Origin of the sequence: Argonema antarcticum A004/B2 (genome assembly GCF_023333585.1) — a bacterium.
GTDB classification, from domain to species: Bacteria; Cyanobacteriota; Cyanobacteriia; order Cyanobacteriales; family Aerosakkonemataceae; genus Argonema; species Argonema antarcticum.
On the sequence record NZ_JAIQZN010000055.1, the window covers coordinates 1 to 20,270 of the forward strand.

Annotated in this window: 21 protein-coding genes; 14 read left to right on the plus strand and 7 right to left on the minus strand. The window is 43.9% G+C overall.

Annotated elements, in window-relative coordinates; all coding sequences use genetic code 11:
- Window positions 1–264: 264 nt before the first annotated feature.
- From LAY57_RS21615 to pirA, 6 genes are all read left to right on the plus strand, one after another.
- Window positions 265–636 (plus strand): photosystem I reaction center subunit IV, encoded by a 372-nt coding sequence (locus LAY57_RS21615; protein WP_249068920.1) that lies wholly within the window; start codon window positions 265–267, stop codon window positions 634–636.
- Window positions 637–639: 3 nt separating this feature from the next.
- A complete protein-coding gene (locus tag LAY57_RS21620) occupies window positions 640–1,593 on the plus strand; it encodes a DNA-formamidopyrimidine glycosylase (protein ID WP_249068921.1) in 954 nt (317 codons plus the stop codon).
- Between the two features lie 138 nt (window positions 1,594–1,731).
- Window positions 1,732–1,947, plus strand: coding sequence for an NAD(P)H-quinone oxidoreductase subunit O (locus LAY57_RS21625; RefSeq protein ID WP_249068922.1), 216 nt, complete (start codon window positions 1,732–1,734; stop codon window positions 1,945–1,947).
- 481 nt (window positions 1,948–2,428) lie between these two features.
- Window positions 2,429–3,775 (plus strand): Sll1247 family protein, encoded by a 1,347-nt coding sequence (locus tag LAY57_RS21630; protein WP_249068923.1) that lies wholly within the window; start codon window positions 2,429–2,431, stop codon window positions 3,773–3,775.
- Window positions 3,776–3,854: 79 nt separating this feature from the next.
- Window positions 3,855–4,952, plus strand: a complete 1,098-nt coding sequence (gene cax, locus LAY57_RS21635) for a calcium/proton exchanger (protein WP_249068924.1) — start codon at window positions 3,855–3,857, stop codon at window positions 4,950–4,952.
- Between the two features lie 481 nt (window positions 4,953–5,433).
- Window positions 5,434–5,850, plus strand: coding sequence for an arginine synthesis PII-interacting regulator PirA (gene pirA / locus LAY57_RS21640; RefSeq protein ID WP_249068925.1), 417 nt, complete (start codon window positions 5,434–5,436; stop codon window positions 5,848–5,850).
- A gap of 264 nt (window positions 5,851–6,114) precedes the next feature.
- Here the strand turns inward: pirA and gcvP are convergent, their stop codons facing one another.
- Together gcvP and gcvH are read right to left on the minus strand one after the other, a co-directional pair.
- Window positions 6,115–9,033, minus strand: a complete 2,919-nt coding sequence (gene gcvP / locus LAY57_RS21645) for an aminomethyl-transferring glycine dehydrogenase (RefSeq protein ID WP_249068969.1) — start codon at window positions 9,031–9,033, stop codon at window positions 6,115–6,117.
- Window positions 9,034–9,192: 159 nt separating this feature from the next.
- The gene (gene gcvH, locus LAY57_RS21650) at window positions 9,193–9,582 is read right to left on the minus strand and encodes a glycine cleavage system protein GcvH (RefSeq protein ID WP_249068926.1); all 390 of its coding nucleotides are present in this window, start codon (window positions 9,580–9,582) and stop codon (window positions 9,193–9,195) included.
- A 220-nt stretch (window positions 9,583–9,802) separates the two neighbouring features.
- Here gcvH and LAY57_RS21655 point away from each other — a divergent pair, with 220 nt between their 5' ends.
- The gene (locus tag LAY57_RS21655) at window positions 9,803–10,642 is read left to right on the plus strand and encodes an alpha/beta hydrolase (protein WP_249068970.1); all 840 of its coding nucleotides are present in this window, start codon (window positions 9,803–9,805) and stop codon (window positions 10,640–10,642) included.
- Here the strand turns inward: LAY57_RS21655 and LAY57_RS21660 are convergent.
- The 5 genes from LAY57_RS21660 to LAY57_RS21675 all read right to left on the minus strand — a co-directional run bounded on the left by LAY57_RS21660 (window position 10,608) and on the right by LAY57_RS21675 (window position 13,937).
- The gene (locus tag LAY57_RS21660; protein ID WP_249068927.1) at window positions 10,608–10,760 is read right to left on the minus strand and encodes a hypothetical protein; all 153 of its coding nucleotides are present in this window, start codon (window positions 10,758–10,760) and stop codon (window positions 10,608–10,610) included. The genes LAY57_RS21655 and LAY57_RS21660 overlap by 35 nt on opposite strands.
- 140 nt (window positions 10,761–10,900) lie before the next feature.
- Window positions 10,901–11,023: a hypothetical protein gene (locus LAY57_RS35915; protein ID WP_275994273.1), complete on the minus strand. Its 123-nt coding sequence runs from the start codon at window positions 11,021–11,023 to the stop codon at window positions 10,901–10,903.
- A gap of 18 nt (window positions 11,024–11,041) precedes the next feature.
- The gene (gene gcvT / locus LAY57_RS21665; RefSeq protein ID WP_249068928.1) at window positions 11,042–12,193 is read right to left on the minus strand and encodes a glycine cleavage system aminomethyltransferase GcvT; all 1,152 of its coding nucleotides are present in this window, start codon (window positions 12,191–12,193) and stop codon (window positions 11,042–11,044) included.
- A gap of 218 nt (window positions 12,194–12,411) precedes the next feature.
- Window positions 12,412–12,768 (minus strand): 4a-hydroxytetrahydrobiopterin dehydratase, encoded by a 357-nt coding sequence (locus LAY57_RS21670; RefSeq protein WP_249068929.1) that lies wholly within the window; start codon window positions 12,766–12,768, stop codon window positions 12,412–12,414.
- Between the two features lie 281 nt (window positions 12,769–13,049).
- The gene (locus tag LAY57_RS21675) at window positions 13,050–13,937 is read right to left on the minus strand and encodes a hypothetical protein (protein WP_249068930.1); all 888 of its coding nucleotides are present in this window, start codon (window positions 13,935–13,937) and stop codon (window positions 13,050–13,052) included.
- Window positions 13,938–13,956: 19 nt separating this feature from the next.
- Here LAY57_RS21675 and LAY57_RS21680 point away from each other — a divergent pair, with 19 nt between their 5' ends.
- The 7 genes from LAY57_RS21680 to LAY57_RS21710 all read left to right on the plus strand — a co-directional run bounded on the left by LAY57_RS21680 (window position 13,957) and on the right by LAY57_RS21710 (window position 20,193).
- Entirely contained in the window at window positions 13,957–14,583 is a 627-nt protein-coding gene (locus LAY57_RS21680) for a hypothetical protein (protein ID WP_249068931.1), read from the plus strand.
- 41 nt (window positions 14,584–14,624) lie between these two features.
- On the plus strand, window positions 14,625–14,870 hold the full coding sequence (locus LAY57_RS21685) for a hypothetical protein (protein ID WP_249068932.1): 246 nt from the start codon (window positions 14,625–14,627) through the stop codon (window positions 14,868–14,870).
- Between the two features lie 17 nt (window positions 14,871–14,887).
- The gene (locus LAY57_RS21690; RefSeq protein WP_249068933.1) at window positions 14,888–15,283 is read left to right on the plus strand and encodes a type II toxin-antitoxin system VapC family toxin; all 396 of its coding nucleotides are present in this window, start codon (window positions 14,888–14,890) and stop codon (window positions 15,281–15,283) included.
- A 14-nt stretch (window positions 15,284–15,297) separates the two neighbouring features.
- Window positions 15,298–15,558, plus strand: coding sequence for a hypothetical protein (locus tag LAY57_RS21695; protein ID WP_249068934.1), 261 nt, complete (start codon window positions 15,298–15,300; stop codon window positions 15,556–15,558).
- Window positions 15,559–15,628: 70 nt separating this feature from the next.
- Complete coding sequence (locus LAY57_RS21700; RefSeq protein ID WP_249068935.1) at window positions 15,629–16,180, plus strand: Uma2 family endonuclease; 552 nt, start codon at window positions 15,629–15,631, stop codon at window positions 16,178–16,180.
- Window positions 16,181–16,231: 51 nt separating this feature from the next.
- Window positions 16,232–16,420 carry a hypothetical protein gene (locus LAY57_RS21705; protein ID WP_249068936.1) on the plus strand — a complete coding sequence of 63 codons (189 nt, stop codon included), beginning with the start codon at window positions 16,232–16,234 and terminating at the stop codon, window positions 16,418–16,420.
- 74 nt (window positions 16,421–16,494) lie between these two features.
- Window positions 16,495–20,193, plus strand: a complete 3,699-nt coding sequence (locus tag LAY57_RS21710) for a CHAT domain-containing protein (protein ID WP_249068937.1) — start codon at window positions 16,495–16,497, stop codon at window positions 20,191–20,193.
- Window positions 20,194–20,270: the final 77 nt, after the last annotated feature.

Sequence of the window (20,270 nt, forward strand, 5' to 3'; positions counted from 1 at the left end):
TCCCCCTTGTCCCCCTTGTCCCCCTTGTCCCCCTTGTCCCCCTTGTCCCCCTTGTCCCCCTTGTCCCCCTTGTCCCCAACTGTTTTTGACCACACCTCCCTTCTTCCCCTTCTTCCCCTAGCCCCTAGCCCATTTCGTTCGCGTGCTAAGGATAGAATAGCAACAAAACTTAAAGACTAAACCTAACAGTGCGTCACTGTCCGGTAGTACTCTGAAAAACAACTACTCAATCGGTAGAAAATCATCTCGAAAGGGAAAGCAATCATGGTTCAACGTGGTTCTACGGTCAGAATTCTCCGTAAAGAGTCCTACTGGTTCCAAGATCTAGGAACAGTTGCCTCTATCGATCAAAGCGGGATCAAATATTCAGTTATCGTTCGCTTTGATAAAGTCAACTACGCTGGCGTCAACACCAATAACTTCAGCCCGGATGAACTGGTAGAAGTTGCTGGCGCGAAAGCAGGAGCGAAAAAAGGCAAGACACCTTCCGGTGGCTACCAAACCCCCGTCGAAGCGGGTATCCGCAAGACTGGCCCTGCCAGCAAAACTACCACCAAGGCTACTGCCGAGCCCGAGTCTGGAAGTGGCGATCCGCTTGTCGAAGGTGGCCCCAACCAAGGAACCGAAAAGCGTTAACTTGTGCCAGAACTGCCAGAGGTTGAAACAGTTAGACGGGGCCTCGATCGAGTCACCCTCGATCGGCAAATAGAGGGTGGGGATGTGTTGCTACCGCGCACTGTTGCCCACCCTGTTTCTGTTGCCGATTTTCTAACTCCGCTGCAAGGTGTCAAAATTGCCCAGTGGCATCGACGCGGCAAATACCTGCTGGCAGAACTCGTAAAAGGGGAGCGGGGGAGCGGGGGAGTGGGAGAGTGGGAGAGCGGGGGAGCAGGGAAAGAACTTCCCAATCTCCAGTTCCCAGTTCCCAATCCCCAGTCCCCAGTCCCCAGTCTCCAATCCAAGGCTGGCTGGCTGGGAGTTCACCTGCGGATGACAGGTCAGCTGCTGTGGCTGCATCGGGATGAGCCATTGCAAAAACACACGCGGGTGCGACTGTTTTTTGAAGAAAGCCGCGAGTTGCGCTTTGTTGACCAACGGACTTTCGGTCAGATGTGGTGGGTCGCCCCGACAGATAAACCCGAAAATGTGATTTCGGGACTAAAAAAATTGGGGCCAGAACCGTTTTCACCTGAGTTTTCCGTCGAGTACTTGGCTGGACAATTGCAAAACAGCCGCCGCCCCATCAAAACGGCACTCCTGGATCAGAAGTTGGTAGCTGGACTGGGCAATATTTATGCAGATGAAGTTCTTTTTGTGAGCAAAGTACGACCGACGACGCTGTGTTCGGCTTTGAGCAGAGAGCAAATCGAGGGCTTGCACAGTGCCATTATTCAGGTGTTGCAAGCGGCAATTGAGGCCGGAGGAACGACTTTTAGTAATTTTCTGAATGTCCAGGGCGTTAACGGTAACTATGGCGGTGTCGCCTGGGTTTATAAACGCGCCGGGGAACCTTGTCGCGTCTGCGGGACGGCAGTTGGACGATTTAAGTTGGCGGGCCGATCGTCTCATTTTTGCCCCCAGTGTCAGAGGTAGAGAAGTCAAAAGTCAAAAGAAAAAAAGAAAAAAAGAGGCTACGGGAGGGGGTCAGGTGCGATCGCAATGTTGTAACAACTTCTACCAGTAGCTGATAATTGTGAATAAAGAAGTGAAAAAATTCTCAAAGGGCAGGCTATGGCAATAAAAAAAGGCGATCTAGTTCACGCTGTTCGGGAAAAATTGGAAAATAGTCTAGAAGCTAAAGCCAGCGATCCGCGTTGGCCACCCTATCTGTTTGATAGTAAAGGCGAAGTTGTAGACTTGCGGGGTGAGTATGCCCTGGTGAAGTTTGGTAAAGTTCCAACTCCGAATATGTGGCTGCGCGTCGATCAGTTAGAAGCAGCAAAATGACCTTCTTACAGACGCCGAATCTGCTGCCCTTCATATCTGCGCTGAATCGGTACTCCAGAAGATCGAAGTTGCGAATCAAATGTTAGCAGCCACATCTAACAACTTTAATTGTGGGCATATCTGATTTCTAGTCGATCTGGCTATATTTCTTTTGAGCGATGTTAACATCGCTCTTTTTTTAACTTATACCAGTTCTAAAAAAGAATGCTAGAATACACAGCGTTTGGTTTAGCTCATACAATCAACCTACTGTTGCGTAATTTTAGAGAAATGGTATTAGTTAATGAACCAGACGGGAATTACAACTTTTGCAGTCAAAATCCTTCTGGAGAAGGATTGCAAACGAGTCCATGTTTTTGGTTCAGTTAAAAAAGGCGATCGCATCAGGTGAGTGAGTTACAGAAAACCGAGTTTCACAGACGTTGCCAGGTTTCTTGTACTTCATGCAACTGAAAACCGCTATAAAGAATCAGGGAGCGTTATGGATGTTTTACCAGATGATCTGCAAACTGAACTACCTGTTGAGTTAAATACGCAAGCTCGCTGTATTGTTTATGACTCCCAGAAAACTATTTACACTTTGTTGTTAGATCTTGTAAAGAGAAAAGACCCAACCTTTGTTTTGTCTTTATTTAAAGACTTATTTATTAATTTTGTGGAAAATGTAAATTCTGCACCTTCACAAGCGATTCATGAAATTGTTTTTGCCAATAATGAGGATGAATTTAAAAATACACTCAAGCGTTCTTGTTATATTTTAGTTAACAATTGGGAAGCCGCCAGAGAGCATCAAGCCATTCGTGAATTAATCGCAATACTTTCAGAGCCGTTAATTAGTCAAAATCCTACTTCTAAGAAGTTGCGTATAATTAGAAAATGGCTAAAAAATTTCATAAATAGTAAAGACTACCAAGATCTTAAAATGTTTGCTTTAAAACATGAAGACCGGGAAAAAGGTCACTGGAGTTACCGTTATACTTCTTATTTGTTAGTTCCTCAATACATCGATCGCACCAACCCAATTGAACAACGCAAAGCCGCTAGAACGCTATCTAAACAACTGAAAGATAAGTTCAAATTCGATCTTGCTATGTACACATCTCGTGCCGCGTCTGCTGGAACAATAGACAATACGCTAAAGAATCCAACTGGTTTGGGAGATGAAGTAATTAATCTAATTAAAATGATTGTAGCGAGACGAGGACAGTTCAATTATGTCAGCTTAGCTAATATTTTTATTCAACAAACTCAACATCTTACCTACAAAGATTTCAAGCGTAGCCTCCAGAAATATCTAATGTTTTGTTTGGCTAATAAACAGTTGGAAACAACTCTCAATATCAAGCTTACTGAAAAATTCAACGTTCTTTATGAGAGTTATGATGCGGAACCAATAAACAAGCTACTTTTACTAAAAACTTGCGAACGAGTCATTGAGTTTTTAACAACTGAAAATTCTCAGTCACCATCGGAAATGTTTATTTTATTAATTTTTCAAAAAACTCCGCTGATTTTAGTCATTTTACTTCTCAAGATAGTTTTGATATGCCAGCCGTCTCGCCTACGTCTAGAAGGGTGTATCGCCGATTTGATTCGATACTATGAAAATTTTTCCGAGTCAGACTGTCAGTTGATAATTAATTTTGTGGAAATTTTTAATGTTACGTTTACTATTTATGCTGAAGACGTAGAATATAATTTAGTTAAGATAAATAATTATAATTCAGATGAGCATTCGATTCCTGAGTGGGAGGATTATCGGGTTTTCTCCCAATTAAAGGGGAATGCCAAACCAGGTGCTGACTCTTTAGAGGAAAAAAACTCATGATAATTTATGATCTTACTTACATTCGCTGCTGAAAAACTGTATGATTGATCTAACCATTGGATAAAGGCCAGAACTTATTATGGGAATCAAGAAAATAATTTCTTACGTCCTTTTAATCTTCATCCCCATTTCCATTGCCGCTGAATACTTACACTGGGGTTCGCTGACAGTCTTCATCACATCGGCTTTAGCCATTGTACCCCTAGCCGTGTGGTTAAGCACTGCCACTGAAGAAGTGGCGATCGTTGTTGGCCCATCTATTGGCGGTTTGTTAAATGCAGTCTTCGGCAATGCTACCGAACTGATTATTGCCTTAGTTGCGCTTAAAGCGGGATTGGTTGATATTGTGAAAGCAAGCATTACTGGAACCATTATCAGCAACTTACTCCTAGTCATGGGACTTTCCATGTTTTTGGGAGGATTGCGCTATAAAGAACAGGTATTTCAGCCGGTGGTGGCGCGGGTGAATGGTTCAAGCATGACTCTAGCAGTGATTGCAATTGTTTTGCCGACAATGGTAGTTTATACCTCAAATGGAGTTGCGGAAACTGCCATTCGCAATCTTTCGCTGACAGCAGCGGTAGTGTTAATCGTAGTTTATGCTTTAACGCTGGTTTTTTCATTGAAAACTCACAGTTATCTTTACGATGTGGGAATAGTAGATTTGGAGTCAGAAAATCCCAAAGATGCTGAAGGTGAGTCAACTCACAAACCTAATTTGTGGTTGTGGGTAGGTGTGTTGTTGGTATCTACTATAGCAGTTGCTTTTGAGTCAGAGATTTTCGTGGGAGTTGTAGAGGAAACGACAAAAGCGTTGGGGTTGACTCCACTTTTTACGGGGGTTGTACTTTTACCTTTAGTTGGCGGTGCAGCAGAATATGTAACAGCGGTTAGCGTAGCAATTAAGAATAATATGGACTTATCGGTTTCAGTTGCTATGGGGTCTAGCTTGCTAGTTGCGCTGCTAGTGGCTCCCATGTTAGTTTTGGTAGGGGTGGCGATCGGTCAACCGATGGATTTAAATTTCAATCCTTTTGAGGTGGTGGCTGTAATAATTGCTGTTTTAGTCGCTAATCTCATCAGTTTGGACGGACGTTCTAACTGGTTGGAGGGAGGATTGTTGTTGGCAACTTACATAATTTTAGGTGCGGCTTTTTATTTTCATCCGCCTGTTTAATCATCCAACTTTGCTAGAGCGCCAGTCTAGTAAAAGAGGTTGACAAAAGCAACATGGTGCGATCGCTTATACAGACCACGGCGCAGGCGTTGCATTCGAGCAGAAAAATTATTGCCGATTGCGTTCGCTCTCGCCCCTACCCACACATCGGATTGTTTTTTTGTGAATTTATTCTACTGGACTGGCCCTCTTGCCCCTTTTTCAAAACTCAAAACGTCCCCTAGCCCCTAGTCCCTAGCTATACCGCCCTCTACATCTGCCTATAGGTAGGTGTAATTTGTCAGAATAATTTGACTTTTAGCCCAGTTCATAAGAAACGGTAACATAAGCTACAGAAGTTTACAAAAATTTGCTATTTTTGTGTCGGGGATCACACCAAAATGAGCGTTCAGAGCGCTACTCTAATAAACAGTGATGCCTTCGGGATCGCTTGACTTAACTTTTAACCCTGATTTAGATAACTCCATAGGAGGCCAAATTTATGCAATTCAGTTATCGCGGTGCTACCTACGAAAACGACATACCTACCGGCGAATTTACTGAAAGCGAGATTGGCGGTAAATACCGGGGTCAAGATTGGAGATATAGCTATCCCAGACATATTCCTGTGCCGCAACCAACGCCTCACTTAAGATATCGCGGTGTTAACTACTGCGCCAATCCTCGTGCAACCGCAGAAGCTTGTTTTACAGCACCGGCAGCAGAAGAGAGTCCTGTTAGAGTTATGTCAACGTCTGGCAGCTGTCGCCAAATTTTGGATGAGGTGGAAAAAACTCACTTAGCTAATATCCGTCGCCGTCTGGAGTACCGCCTGCAAGTTGCTAGAGATAGAGGCGATCGCGATTTGCTGAGGATGTTGGAAACAGAATCAAAGCAGCTAGTTAGACAATACTGCTAGTTTTCTAGGCAGATGAAATATAGCTAGGGACTAGGGGCTAGGGGAAGAGGGGAAGAAGGCTTGTGTTTCAAGGGTTTGATGGAATTAAGAACATCCTAACTGCCTTGAATACTGCTATACCATTGCCCATAAAAGTTATAGGGTCTGAGGGATAAAAGCGATCGCCAAATGCGATCGCTTCTTTTTTTTCTTAGATCGATAACTTCTTCCTCTTAGCCCCCTCCCCGTCTACGGGGAGGGGGTTTGGGGGCAGGGGCAAGGGTTTCAGGAATACGCCTCCATCGGTAAACAAGAACAGACAAAATTGCGATCGCCAAACGCATTGTCAATTCGCCCCACCGCAGGCCAGAATTTATGTTCGCGAGTCCAAGGCGCGGGATAAGCAGCTTGTTCGCGAGAATAAGGATGATTCCATTGGGAAGTAATCAGACTTTCTGCCGTGTGGGGTGCATTTTTGAGCAAATTATCGTGAATATCTGCCTTCCCTTGTTCAATTTCCGCAATTTCCTGGCGAATAGCAATCATCGCATCGCAAAAACGGTCTAACTCTTCCTTAGATTCGCTTTCCGTCGGTTCCACCATCACCGTACCCGCCACAGGCCAAGATACAGTAGGGGCATGAAAACCGTAATCCATCAGACGCTTAGCAACATCCTCCACTTCAATAGAGGCAGATTTTTTGAGCGATCGCAAATCCAAAATACACTCATGCGCCACAAAACCAGCCTTTCCTTGATAAAGAACTGGATAATAAGACTCTAAGCGACGAGCAATATAGTTAGCATTGAGAATTGCCACCTTAGTTGCTTGAGTCAAACCCGCGCCACCCATCATCGCGATGTACATCCAAGAAATTACCAGGATACTGGCGCTACCCCAAGGCGCAGCGGAAACAGCACCAATTCGAGAGTGCTGAGTGCTGAGTGCTGAGTGCTGAGTAGAGTTGTTTAGAATTCCCACAACAGAATGACCGGGTAAAAATGGCACCAAATGCTGTGCAACCCCGATCGGCCCCATTCCTGGCCCACCGCCACCGTGAGGAATACAGAAAGTTTTGTGCAAATTCAAATGACAAACATCTGCGCCAATATCACCAGGACTGCACAATCCCACTTGGGCGTTCATATTCGCCCCATCCATATAAACTTGTCCGCCATTCTCGTGAACAATAGCGCAGATTTCCTTAATTTCTGACTCAAAAACACCATGAGTAGATGGATAAGTCACCATCAAAGCAGCAAGTTCATTGCTATGTTTTTCCGCCTTATTTTTGAGGTCATTTAAGTCAATATTCCCCTGGGTGTCACAAACAACAGGAACAACTTTGAAACCGCACATCACCGCACTTGCAGGATTAGTTCCGTGGGCAGATTCAGGAATCAAACAAATGTTGCGATGACTTTCACCCCGACTTTCGTGATACTGACGAATTACCAACAGTCCTGCGTATTCGCCTTGAGATCCGGCATTTGGTTGTAGAGAAACTCCTGCAAATCCCGTAATTTCAGCCAACCATTCTTCCAACTGCTGAAACAAAACTTGATAACCCCGCGTTTGCGATTGAGGTGCAAACGGATGAATCTTGCCAAATTCCGGCCAAGTTACAGGCACCATCTCTGCCGTTGCATTCAACTTCATCGTACATGAACCCAACGGAATCATTGATGAAGTCAACGACAAATCTTTACTTTCCAACCGATGCAGATAGCGCAAAAGTTCTGTTTCGGAATGATAGCAGTTAAAGACTGGATGGGTGAGATAGCTACTTTGGCGAACAAATGATTCCGGTAACGATGAATCGGCGACGATTTCAGCTACAGTAAATGGAACATCCCCACCTGCAAAAATCTCCCAGATATCCAACAAATCTTTAACTGTGGTGGTTTCATCTAGAGAAAGTCCTACAGTAGTTGTATCCAATTTCCGCAGATTAATCCGACGAGTTTGGGCAGTTTCGATAATTTCTTCTAGACTGCGACTTCCCAGTTCCACTCGCAAAGTATCAAAGTAATTCTCAGAACCGATACTATACCCTAAACGCTGCAATCCTGCTGCCAGAGTTACTGTCAGTTTGTGGATATTTTCAGCAATTTTCTTAAGTCCTTTTGGCCCGTGATAAACTGCATACATAGAAGCAATTACAGCCAGCAAAACTTGTGCAGTGCAGATATTGCTAGTGGCTTTTTCGCGGCGGATATGCTGTTCGCGAGTTTGAAGTGCTAGACGCAATGCTGTTTTGCCGTTTGCATCTTTGGATACACCTACAATGCGGCCTGGAACTTGTCGCTTATAGTCTTCTTTGGTGGCGAAATAAGCTGCGTGAGGCCCCCCATATCCCAAGGGAACTCCAAGGCGCTGGGTGCTTCCTACCGCAATATCCGCTCCAAATTCGCCAGGGGGTGTAAGCAGAGTCAGGCTCAAAATGTCTGCGGCTACTGTGACTAAGGCACCGGCGGTATGAGCTTTTTCGATAAAATTTCGGTAATCGTAAATTGTGCCATCGCTGGCAGGATATTGCAAGATTGCCCCGAAAATTGGTCGATCGAATGGTGAAGTTGTTTGATGATCTCCAACAATGATATCAATGTCTAGGGGTTTGGCACGGGTTTGCAATACTTCAATGGTTTGGGGATGACAGTCTTTGGAGACAAAAAAGGCTTTTGCCTTATTTTTGCACAGACCGTAACTCATGGTCATGGCTTCTGCGGCTGCTGTTGCTTCATCTAATAAGGAAGCATTGGCAATTTCTAAGCCTGTCAGATCGATTACCATTGTCTGGAAGTTAAGCAGCGCTTCGAGTCGCCCTTGGGCTATTTCTGCTTGATAGGGCGTGTAGGCGGTGTACCAACCAGGATTTTCTAGGATATTGCGACAAATAACGGGTGGGGTGATGCAGTCATGATAGCCCATGCCGATGAGCGATCGAAACACTTCATTTTTAGACGCAATCTCTTTTAATTGAGTAAGGGCTGCATATTCACTCTGGGATGAAGGCAGTTGTAGGGAATTCTTCAGCCGAATTGCTTGCGGTACTGTTGCCTCAATCAGGGCGTCAAGGGTCGAAATACCCAGTATTTCCAGCATTTGCTGGATTTTCTCCGGCGTTGGGCCTATGTGCCGCCAAAGGAAGGAATTTGAATCTAGTTCTATTTCTCCTAATTGCTGCTGACTGCTTGACTGCATATCAGTGGTGTAATTGACCACAATATCTTCTCCAGAATTGACTCCTTATTACTTTGTAACAATAATTCCGAAGTCAGTCGAATCAGCACTTACGCATTTTATCGCCTCATCCACTACAGATGTAGAGTCAATTCATGAATTGACTCTACATCTGTATTCTTAGTCGCCTTCCACCTCTGCGCGATACTCATCAGCGGACATAGCATCATCAAGTTCGCCAGGGTCGTCGATGCGAACCTTGATTAACCAGCCTTCGCCGTAGGGGTCTTCCGTCACTAGGTCTGGTGATTGTACCATAGGCTCGTTGCGTTCTACAACGGTGCCAGTGACCGCAGAGTTAAGGTCTTCGACGGCTTTAACGGACTCAACGGTTCCGAAGGCTTCTCCCTTTGTCAGCTTTTCGCCGATATCTGGCAATTCGAGAAACACAATATCGCCTAGTTGGTCTATGGCAAAGGCACTAATGCCGATCGTAGCAATCTCGCCATCGAGTCGTACATACTCGTGGCTGTCAAGGTATTTCAGGTCATCGGGATATTCTAAGGACATTTCACTTCCTCACTCTTTCAAGTAAAAGATTATAGTTTAGGTAGCTTTGCAAGCAGATGGCGCGATCGCACGCAGGCGGAAACTGGCAGATGCTGATTATTAATACAGATTATCGAGGTCTTTTCTACTGAAAGCGGACTCTAACAGCTTTTTAGTGTACAACTTTTCTTTAAGCGATCGCTCTGGCTTTCGCTCAATCTTTACTTGGACGATCGATCCGATGGACAAGAAAACCCTCAAACGGCTGCTAATCGGCGATTTTTCTCTTAAACGACTGGTGCGTTCCGTCCTCTTTGTTTACGCTTCTTTGTGCATATACGGCTACTTTTTTACGGACTGGATGATCTTTAAGCCTCAACCCTCCACTTATCAAGACACCAAGGATATTCTCAAGCTGACTGCTGCTGATGGCGTGCAGATCTCGGCTGTTTACTTGCCCAATCCTAAAGCAACTTACACTATCCTGTACAGTCACGGCAATGCTGAAGATTTGGGAGATATGTTACCGATACTGCGCGAATTGCACGACTTGGGTTTTTCTGTATTTGCCTATGATTATCGGGGTTATGGTACGAGTGGGGGAACGCCTTCCGAAAGCAATGCTTATCAGGATATCGACACCGCCTACGATTATTTGACAACTAAGCTGAATGTTCCAACTCAGAAGATTATAATCTATGGGCGATCGGTTGGTGGAGGCCCGTCGGTAGATTTAGCTTCGCGTAAATCTGTTGGGGGTTTGATTGTGGAAAGTGCTTTCACCAAAGCTTTTCTCGTGGTGACGCACATTCCTATTGTACCTTTCGATAAGTTTGCCAATATCGATAAAATTAAAAGGGTACGCTGTCCGGTTTTAGTTATTCACGGAACGGCTGATAGCGTGATTCCTTTCTCCCACGGAGAACAACTTTTTGCTGCTGCAAATGAACCGAAGCGCTTTTTGTGGGTGGAGGGTGCAGATCATAATGACGATCTTACTTCGGTGGCTAGCTATTCTAAAATGCTCCGCGACTTCGGTCAACTGGTTAGTCAATCTCGAACATCGCCAAATCGCCAATAACGCTTTCTAACCCAGCTACTACCCGCGCCAAGCGATCGAAATTAATTTTATCGATCGTACCAAGGATGATGCTGAAAATTCCTAACCTGGTCAACGCGGCTCGACTTAATAACTTCATTTTAAACATTGTTTTGTAATTAGTTTATTATGTTGTTACGCAGCCAAGTTAGTTTTTATTTATTGTGTTATAGCAACCGCCTTGGCGGTTAGGACATTCTGAATTCCTGAAACGTTGGCGGATTATAAACCCTTCTGACCCTAGTCCCTAGCCCCTAGTGCAGGATGGCGGAAATAACTCACTACTAAAAATTGCCAATGATTGCTCTGGAAATGTTGATTTTTACCACTGACAACTGACCACTGACAACTGACCACTTGCACTAGCTATACCAGGTTAAACTAAGAAGCTCGATACGAAGCGCGATAAAAAGGTTTTTTGACCACAACAGCGGGATAAGCCTTACCGCGAATTTCGACTTCTAGTTGCTGACCCAGTTTAGATAGCTGAGTGGGAAGATATGCAAGTGCGATCGCTTTTTCCATTGTCGGCGACCAACTGCCACTTGTCACCTCTCCCACCTTTTCCCCATTGTGCAACACCGGGTAGCCGTGACGCGCAATATTCCGTCCTTGCATTTCCAAACCTACTAAGCGACGCTGCACCCCAGCAGCTTTCTGTTCCTCCAACACAGAACGACCGATAAAGTCGCCTTTAGTATCGAGGTGAACAAGCCAACCTAAACCAGCTTCCAGAGGTGTGGTACGATCGTCAATATCCTGTCCGTAAAGTGCCATTGCCGCTTCCAGGCGCAACGTATCTCTGGCACCCAAACCGCAGGGAACCACACCCGCCGCAATCAGACTGCGCCACAATTGCATCCCCACCGCTGGGTCTACCATCACCTCAAACCCATCTTCGCCAGTGTAACCAGTCCGAGCAATGAAAGCCGGTTTATCTAATACCGTGGCTTCCAAATGACCGAAAGCTTTAATCGGCGTAAGATCTTCCTTGACAAATTGCTGAAGATGTGAGACAGCTTGCGGCCCTTGAACCGCAATCAAAACTTGGTCTTTGGAGACATCTTGTAAAGTAACATTAGCTGATTCCAAGTTTGCCAACAACCAAGCTTTATCTCTTGTTCTAGTGGAAGCATTTACAATCATCACTCCCCACTGCTCCCCAGACTCATCCTGTCCTTGGTAATAAAAAATTATATCATCCAAAATCCCGGCGTCGGTATTCAGCAGAACGGTATACTGAGCTTGACCTGGTTGCAAGCGACTTAAATCCGACGGCACCAAGTATTGAAGTTTGGAAATTAACTCTTGACCCCGCAAGGTAAATTTGCCCATATGGGAGATATCGAACATCCCCGCATTGGTTCGGATTGCCTGATGTTCTTGCCCAATACCAGTGTACTGCACAGCCATTTCCCATCCGGCAAAGGGAGTTAGTCGCGCTTTCAATTCTACCGCTAGTTCAAATAGGGGAGTGCGTAACAGGGGTAAAGGTGTTTCGGTTTGATTGCTCATCGTTTTTGGGGAACTCATTAAGGGTGAGATTGTATTGAGATTATCTTGATGAATTTATTAATAGACTTTTTGGAAAAATGTTTAGAACCCCACCCTAACCCTCCCCGTCCACGGGGAGAGGACAAGAAATTTCCCCCCTCCCCATCCACAGGAAGGGAACAAGAAATTTCCCCCCTCCCCGTGGACGGGGAGGGGGTTAGGGGGAGGGGTTTCCAAGACTTTTGCAACAGGTCTAATCACTTCTTTTCAGCAACCTGACTGGCAATTTCATCGGTTTTCGCCGCCATAATGAAGTCGTTCTTGTGCAGTCCGCCGATCGAATGAGTCCACCAGCTTACTGTTACTTTACCCCATTCGGTGAGCAAAGCTGGGTGATGACCTGCTTTTTCGGCTATCTCGCCCACTTTATTGGTAAAGTCTAGGGCCTTCAGAAAATCGGGAAACTTGTAGATACGTTTCAGCCGAGATTCGCCCTCTTCTTCCACAATATTCCAGTCGGGAATCTGCGGCGAAAGTTGTACAATTTCTGCGGCGGTGACGCGGGGCGAATCTGCCGTGCAGGCGGTGCATTCTTGTTGTGCTAGTTGTGCCATAGTTGTCCGTCCTCACTTAGATTAATAATTTTAGATTTGGGATTAGGGATTAGGGTTTTTGCTCGACGCTTCGACCCTGGTAGTCGGATGAAACATATCTTTTTGATAGTTTACCACAATTTGCGATCGCACGGTTCAAACCTCTGGCATTTATACTTTATTAACTCAAGTTGCTAATTCGTTCAATTTGCTCTTGTTCGGAATCGATATTAGGTACGTTGTTGCGCTTTAGCGCTAAAAGAGCGCTAAAGCGCAACAACGTACCTATTGAATTTGAGTTATTAGGGCGATCGCTTTTTCGACACATCGTGACTAAGAATCATCAATTGTTCGCCTAATTGACTTTCTTGAATGGCGATAACTGGAGGACGATCATTAGGATTTGCATTTGGAGGTAAGGCGGGAAACAGATAAATCCAACCGCCACGTTCCATCAGTAAACGCCAAACGATCGGATCTTTTGAATCAGCCGTATTTGTTCGTAGCCGTGGCGCTAGATCATTAAATAAACCTTTATCTCCAATGAAATGGTAGCCTTTTCCTGTAGGAGATTTGAACTCCTGATCGAATTTACGTCCCAAGGCTAAACGGTTTTCAGGCGCAACTAGAGTAACGACGGGTAAAGTAGAATTTGAGCCAGCATCTCGTCTTGCATCGGCAGTTCCTTGCCAACGTGCTAACCAATATAAAATGATTAATATCCAAAATACTATGACTATTTCATCTAAGAGCGATCGCAAAAATTTAATCGAGTTAAATTCGGTATAACTAAATTCCGTTAATGATTTAAGCTGTCGAGATATCCAAGATTGTTGACGCTTTTTCATAGGTACAATAATGGGCGATCGGAACCTCTCTATTTTTTCAGCAATTGCATTACCTATCGACTGAATCAACCAAAGAGTAATGTGAATGGCCACAGCACTGAAAACGAGAGCAACCACTGTTTTCAAAATCGCCCAACCATCACCCAAAAATACCTGTAACGGCACAATAAAAAACGACTGCGCTGGTAAATCTAGCGTGGTTATTTCCAACTGAAAAAAATAGAAATACGACCAGCGATAAATCCAACCAGTAAAGAAAAGTGCAGCACCCAATAAACCAACAACGCTGGCAATTTTGCCTAAAATATTCGGTTCCTGGGTAGGTTCGGGAGTTGGGGACACAAAATCACTCAAAAGCTAGATGAACTATAATAAGTGTAGCTCAGTAAAAAAGATTGCCGACGCTATGAAAGCTTTTTTCAAGATATTGGTTGTGGCACTTGTAGCGACAGCGCCCCAGTTAGGAGGATGCACCCGCGCCCCAAGTGGTAACGATGTAGGGAGGGGAAATTTACCTGCTGCACAAGCACAAGTCAAGGCGGATGAGGCATTAGTACCTGTCGCTTTACCTAAATTGGCAGTAGTTTCCCTCAAAAACGGTGACAAAATAGACGGTGAGGTAACGGAAATCGATACCAAACAGCAAAAGTTGTCCCTTCAGGGAGAGAAAACTACCTCTTTTCCCCTCAGCCAAGTTGACAAGATAGAATTCAGCAAGAATGCTTTAGTTTACAAAACTGATGGGCGTCAGGTTATTCGAGGTGAGGGTGTTGCAGCCGCAGGGGTTCAAGAAAATTGGAAATCTCTTCAGTTAGATGATTTTCGTTTGCAACAAGGTAAAGGTGAAGTGAAGCTAAAGCCACCTGTAGTTTCTGAATTGAAATTGCAAGGGATTTTGTCTGTGTCAAAAAATAGGTCTTTTGTAGTAGATGAAATTCAGTTTGATTGGCAAAATAGGACGATGACTATTATGGCAACGCCGTATTAGTTTAATTATGTAAGCTATTAGATAGTAACAGGGAGGATAATATGAAAATCAAAGGCATCAAACGTGGGAGAACGATCGAACTGTCAGAGGACGTTAATATTCCTGATGGGCAAGAAGTGTGTATCGAGATTGAGGTTATTCAGCAAATGAGTAACGAGGAAAGGGTGAAAAAAATGAAGGAATTACTTGCTAATTGGGAAGAGAAAGAAGATTTCATAAATACAATGAAAATGCTAGAGGAAGAGAAAAATGCTAAATGGGAAAAACTTTACGGAAACCAATCATAAATTAAGGCAAGAAAATTGTGTATTTGCTAGACACAAACATTTGTAGTGCAATCATCAACGAGCATCCTCAAGCAGAGGCTAGATTTTACCCAATATTCAGCCAGTGTTGCCTTTCAACAATTGTGATGGCAGAACTGTATAAGTCTGCGTACAGCTCTCAAAAAGTTGAAGCAAATCTCAGAAAGATCCACAGCTTTATTAATTTGATCTCAACTATTGTTCAATTTGATGAAAATGCTGCGATCGAATTTGCTAAAATCCAGGGTGAGTTAAAAGTAATAGGCAGACCTACAGAGGATATAGATGCGCTCATTGCGGCGGTGGCTCGTTGTCATGGATATATTCTAGTGACTCACAATACTAGGCATTTTATAAATATTCCTCGCTTGCAATTAGAAGACTGGTTAGAGTAATAGGAGGAAATAAGATGATAAAAATCAAAGGCATAAAACGAGGTAAAACAATCGAACTCTCAGAGGAAATTAATATTCCTGATGGTCAAGAAGTGGATATCCAGATTGAAGTAATCCAGCAAATGAGTATGGAGGAAAAATTGGAAAAGATGAAGGAATTTTTAGATAGCCTTACTGATGAAGATAGAGAAGAATGGAGAAAAATGAATGATTTTTTGGAAAAGGAGCGCCGCCTTCACCGGGAAATAGCGCAAAAAGTATTTGAATTGATGTGACGTTATCGCGTGTTTTTACTTAAAAGCCCGGTTTTCATTCGCGCTAAAGAAGACAAAAGGAAGAAAAACTATGAATCTCACTGTAGAAGATTTAGAAAACTTACAGCTAATTTTACAAGAAAAACAACTTGATTATAAACTCGAACTTGTAGATGGAAAAATCCAAGTTATGGGTTTATCAGATTATATATCTGAAGTTATTATCGCTCGATTGGTATTTTTGCTGCAAAGCTGGGTGCTACCGCGCCAACTCGGTTATGTTACTGGGTCAAGTGCGGGATTTAGATTGCCAAATGGCAATTTACGAGGGCCAGATGTATCTTTTGTTTCTGCTGCACGACTCAATCCATTACCGCGTTCATTTGCCGAAATTGTCCCCGATTTGATGGTAGAAGTAAAATCGGCTTCGGATAGTATTCCGCCTCTAGAAAAGAAGATTCTAATGTTTTTAGAACTGGGTACGCAGGTGGGGATATTAATTGACCCCGATAAACTAACTGTGACGGTTTATCGCTCTACGGGTGAGCCAATTGTGTTAACTGGTAATGATACGCTGATTATCCCAGAGTTATTTCCTGGCTGGGAATTGCCGATTTCGGAAATTTGGCCGCAAGTGTTTTAGTTAAAGGCTGTTGGAGTACAATTTTAAGTAAAGTTTATTGCGAGGTAAATTATGGAAGCCGTCAATATCAAACAAGAAGCCCGACGATTAATCGATAGCTTACCTGAAAACTCTACCTGGGATGACCTGATGTATGCAATTTATGTTAGGCAAACAGTAGAAGCGGGACTGGCTGATAGCAGAGATGGTAAAATAATTCCTGTTGAGGAAGTACGCAAGAAATTTGGATTACCAGAGTGAAAGTTTATTGGACAGAGCCAGCAGTAGAACATCTTCTTGCTTATTAGGGTTGCTAATTCCAGGGAAGTGGGGCGATGAAACGCATTATTAGTGGTGTTTTAGCTTTGGGTGTTTGTTTGACTCCTCTGACTGTTCCGCTGATGGTTCGACCTAGTTGGGGGCAAAGTGAAAATTTACAGGAAGACGTAGGACAACTTTTGCAGCAAGCAACGCAACAAAATAAGCAAGGCAAATCATTAGAGGCTATAGCAACTTTACAGCGGGTTCTAGCCATTGGACGAAAATTTAAAGATAGACCAGTTGAAGCAGCAGCACTGCTGGGAATTGGCTTGAACTATGACGAAATTGGGCGAGAAAAGGAAGCCTTAAATTTCTACAAACAAGCTCTCCCAATTTGGCAAAAAATCAATAATCGTAATGCGGAAGCTATTACTTTGAATAGTATCGGTGGAGCTTATCGAGACCTCGGACAACTGCAAGAGGCATTGAAATACTATAACCTAGCTTTACCGATTAGGCGGGAAATAAATGACCGTCTTGGTGAGGTTACTACTCTAAGTAATATTGGCTTAGCTTACCGAAACATCGGACAACCCCAAGAGGCATTGAAATACTATAACCTAGCTTTACCGATTAGACAGGAAGTGAATGACCGCTTTGGGGAAGCTGCTACTTTGAATGGTATTGGTTTAGTTTACCGAGACCTCGGACAGCCACAAGAAGCTTTAAAATACTATAAGCTGGCTTTACCAATTATGCGGCAAGTGAACGATCGCTCTGGGGAAGCCACTATTCTAAATAGTATCGGTATAGTTTATAAAGAGATGGAACAGCCACAAGAAGCTTTGAAATACTATAAGCTGGCTTTACCAATCATGCGGGAAGTAAATGACCGCCCTGAAGAAGCTACTACTCTGAATAATATTGGTAAAGTTTACGGAGACATTGGACAATCACAAGAAGCTTTGAAATACTATAAGCTGGCTTTACCAATTATGCGGGAAGTAAAAAACCGTTCTGGGGAAGCCACGACTTTGACTAATATTGGTACAGTTTACCATCACATCGGACAACCGCAAGAGGGATTAAAATATCATAACCTGGCTTTATCAATTATGCGGGAAGTGAATAACCGTTCTGGGGAAGCTACGACTCTCAATAATATAGGCTTAGTTTACGCCACCATCGGACAACCGCAAGAGGCATTGAAATACTATAAGCTGGCTTTACCAATTATGCGGGAAGTAAAAAACCGTTCTGGGGAAGCTACGGCTCTGAATAATATCGGTGGAGTTTACCAAGACATTGGAAAACCACGAGAGGCATTGAAATACTTTAACCAGGCTTTACCGATAAGGCGGGAAGTGAATGACCGCTCTGGAGAAGCTACAACTCTGAATAATATCGGTGGAGTTTACCAAGACATTGGACAACCGCAAGAGGCATTGAAATACTTTAACCAGGCTTTACCGATAATGCGGGAAGTAAAAAACCGTTCTGGGGAAGCTGCTACTCTAAATAATATTGGTACAGTTTCCCAAGCAATTGCAAAACCACAAGAGGCATTGAAATACTATAATCTGGCTTTACCAATAATGCGAACAGTGAATGATCGCTCTGGAGAAGCTACAACTCTGAGCAATATCGGCTTAGTTTACCAATTATTCGGAAAATTGCCAGAGGCATTGAAATATTTCGGCCTTGCTTTACGCATTCGGAGAGAGGTACATGACCGTGCTGGGGAAGCTATGAGTCTGAATGGCGTTGGATTAGTTTACCGAGACCTCGGACAACCGCAAGAGGCATTGAAATACTTTAACCAGGCTTTACCGATAATGCGGGAAGTGAATGATCGTTCTGGGGAAGCTACTACTCTGAATAATATTGTCTTAGTTTACGCCAGCATCGGACAACTTCAAGAGGCATTAAAATATTACAATCAGGCTTTACCGATAATGCGGGAAGGGAATAACCGTTTCGGTGAAGGCGCTATTCTGAATAACATTGGCTTACTTTACGCCAATATAGAGCAACCCCAACAGGCATTAAAATACTATAATCTGGCTTTACCAATAACGCGGGACATCACAAAGCGTGATTTGGAAGCTTCTATTCTGCATAATATTGGTTTCGCTTACCAAGACATGGAACAACCAACACAGGCTATTTCTAACTGGGAACAATCAATGACAATTACCTTAGAAATGCGTGGAGGTTTACAGAAGGAAAATCGGCAAATGTTTTTGGAGGCTTATAGAGAAACTCCGATCGCACTCATCTCCCTCCTCATCGACCAAAACCAACCCGATCGCGCCTTTCAATACGCCAACCTCGCCACCACAGCCGACCTCGCCGACTACACCCGCCTAATAAACGCCAAAGTTTCTAACCCACAAGCACAGCAAAAAATTGACGAATGGAATCAAAAAAATCAACAATTGCAATTCCTCCAACGACGATTGCAAGAGAAGTTTTCCGAACAACTATCCCGACAAATGCGGGAATTAGAATCACAAGTATTTGCAGACGCAGACAAAATTTCCAAAGAATTTCCCGAAGCAGCCGAACTATTTGAAACCACCCGCACAGATATTAAACAGCTAAGAGATAGCATCCCCGCCGGAACCGTTGTAGTTCAACCCATCTTGCTGGCAAATGTAAAAAACGTACCGAATACGGTAGCCATATTTGTTATCACCAAAGACCAACTAAGCGTAATAAAAAATGCGATCGACCCGAAAGAATTCGATCGACTCCTCACGGAATACCGCGAACAACTGCAAAACGACGGCGACACTCGCTACACAGAAACCGGAAGTAAAATTTACGACATTCTGATTCGCCCAGTAGAAGACAAAATCCAGGCATTCTCCCCCAAAGAATTGAGCATCATCGCCACAGGCAAACTGCGCTACATACCCTTTGAAACCCTTTACGATAAACAAACCCGCCAATACCTAATCCAAAAATATCCCATCAACTATCTTACTCGCCTTTCTCCTCGTTCATTGTTAGTAACTCGCAATTTCCCGCTTATAAAAAATATTCCCACACTCCCAGGTATTGCCGCAATAATCATCATTAGTAGCATTGCAATCTGGATGTGGCGCAAATTTGGCATCGTACCAACTGGAGTTTTGATAATTATCTTAGGTAGCGGCACATACTACTTCATAGTTCAGCCCAACGCTCATGTTTTAGCATTAGGAAATCCCATCCCCCGCGACCCGCAAAATCTACCCGGAACGGAAGAAGAAGTGAGAAATATCGCCCAATTCTTCCCCGGTAGCGAATCATTTCTCCACGACAACGCCACCCTCGACAAATTCAAAACCTTTGCACCCCGCTTTCCCTTCCTGCACCTAGCAACACACGGCTGTTTTCAACCCCAAGGCTGTCAAAAATTAGGCATGAAAGCGAATACTATCCTTTTTGCAGATCGACAATTAAATATTGCCGACGCCGCCTTATTGGGATTGCAAAACACCGAACTCCTCACCCTCAGCGCTTGTCAAACCGCCCTGCAAGCTAACTCGAACGGCGAAGAAATAGCCGGACTTGCCTATATATTTGAACGTGCGGGTGCAAAAGCGGTGATGGCGAGTCTCTGGAATGCTGAGGATAATACAACTAAGGATATTATGGTTCAGTTTTATCAGAATATCAAAAATGGGATGAGTAAAGGGGAAGCGCTGCAAAAAGCGAAGTTAAGTCAAATTGGACACCATCCTTTTTATTGGTCGCCTTTTATTTTGATTGGCGATGCGCGGTAGATTTAGGGGGGAAGTATTCGGGTGAGTCGCACACACCCGCCCGGAAATCAATTTCCGGGCTAATAGCGAAAGTCCAC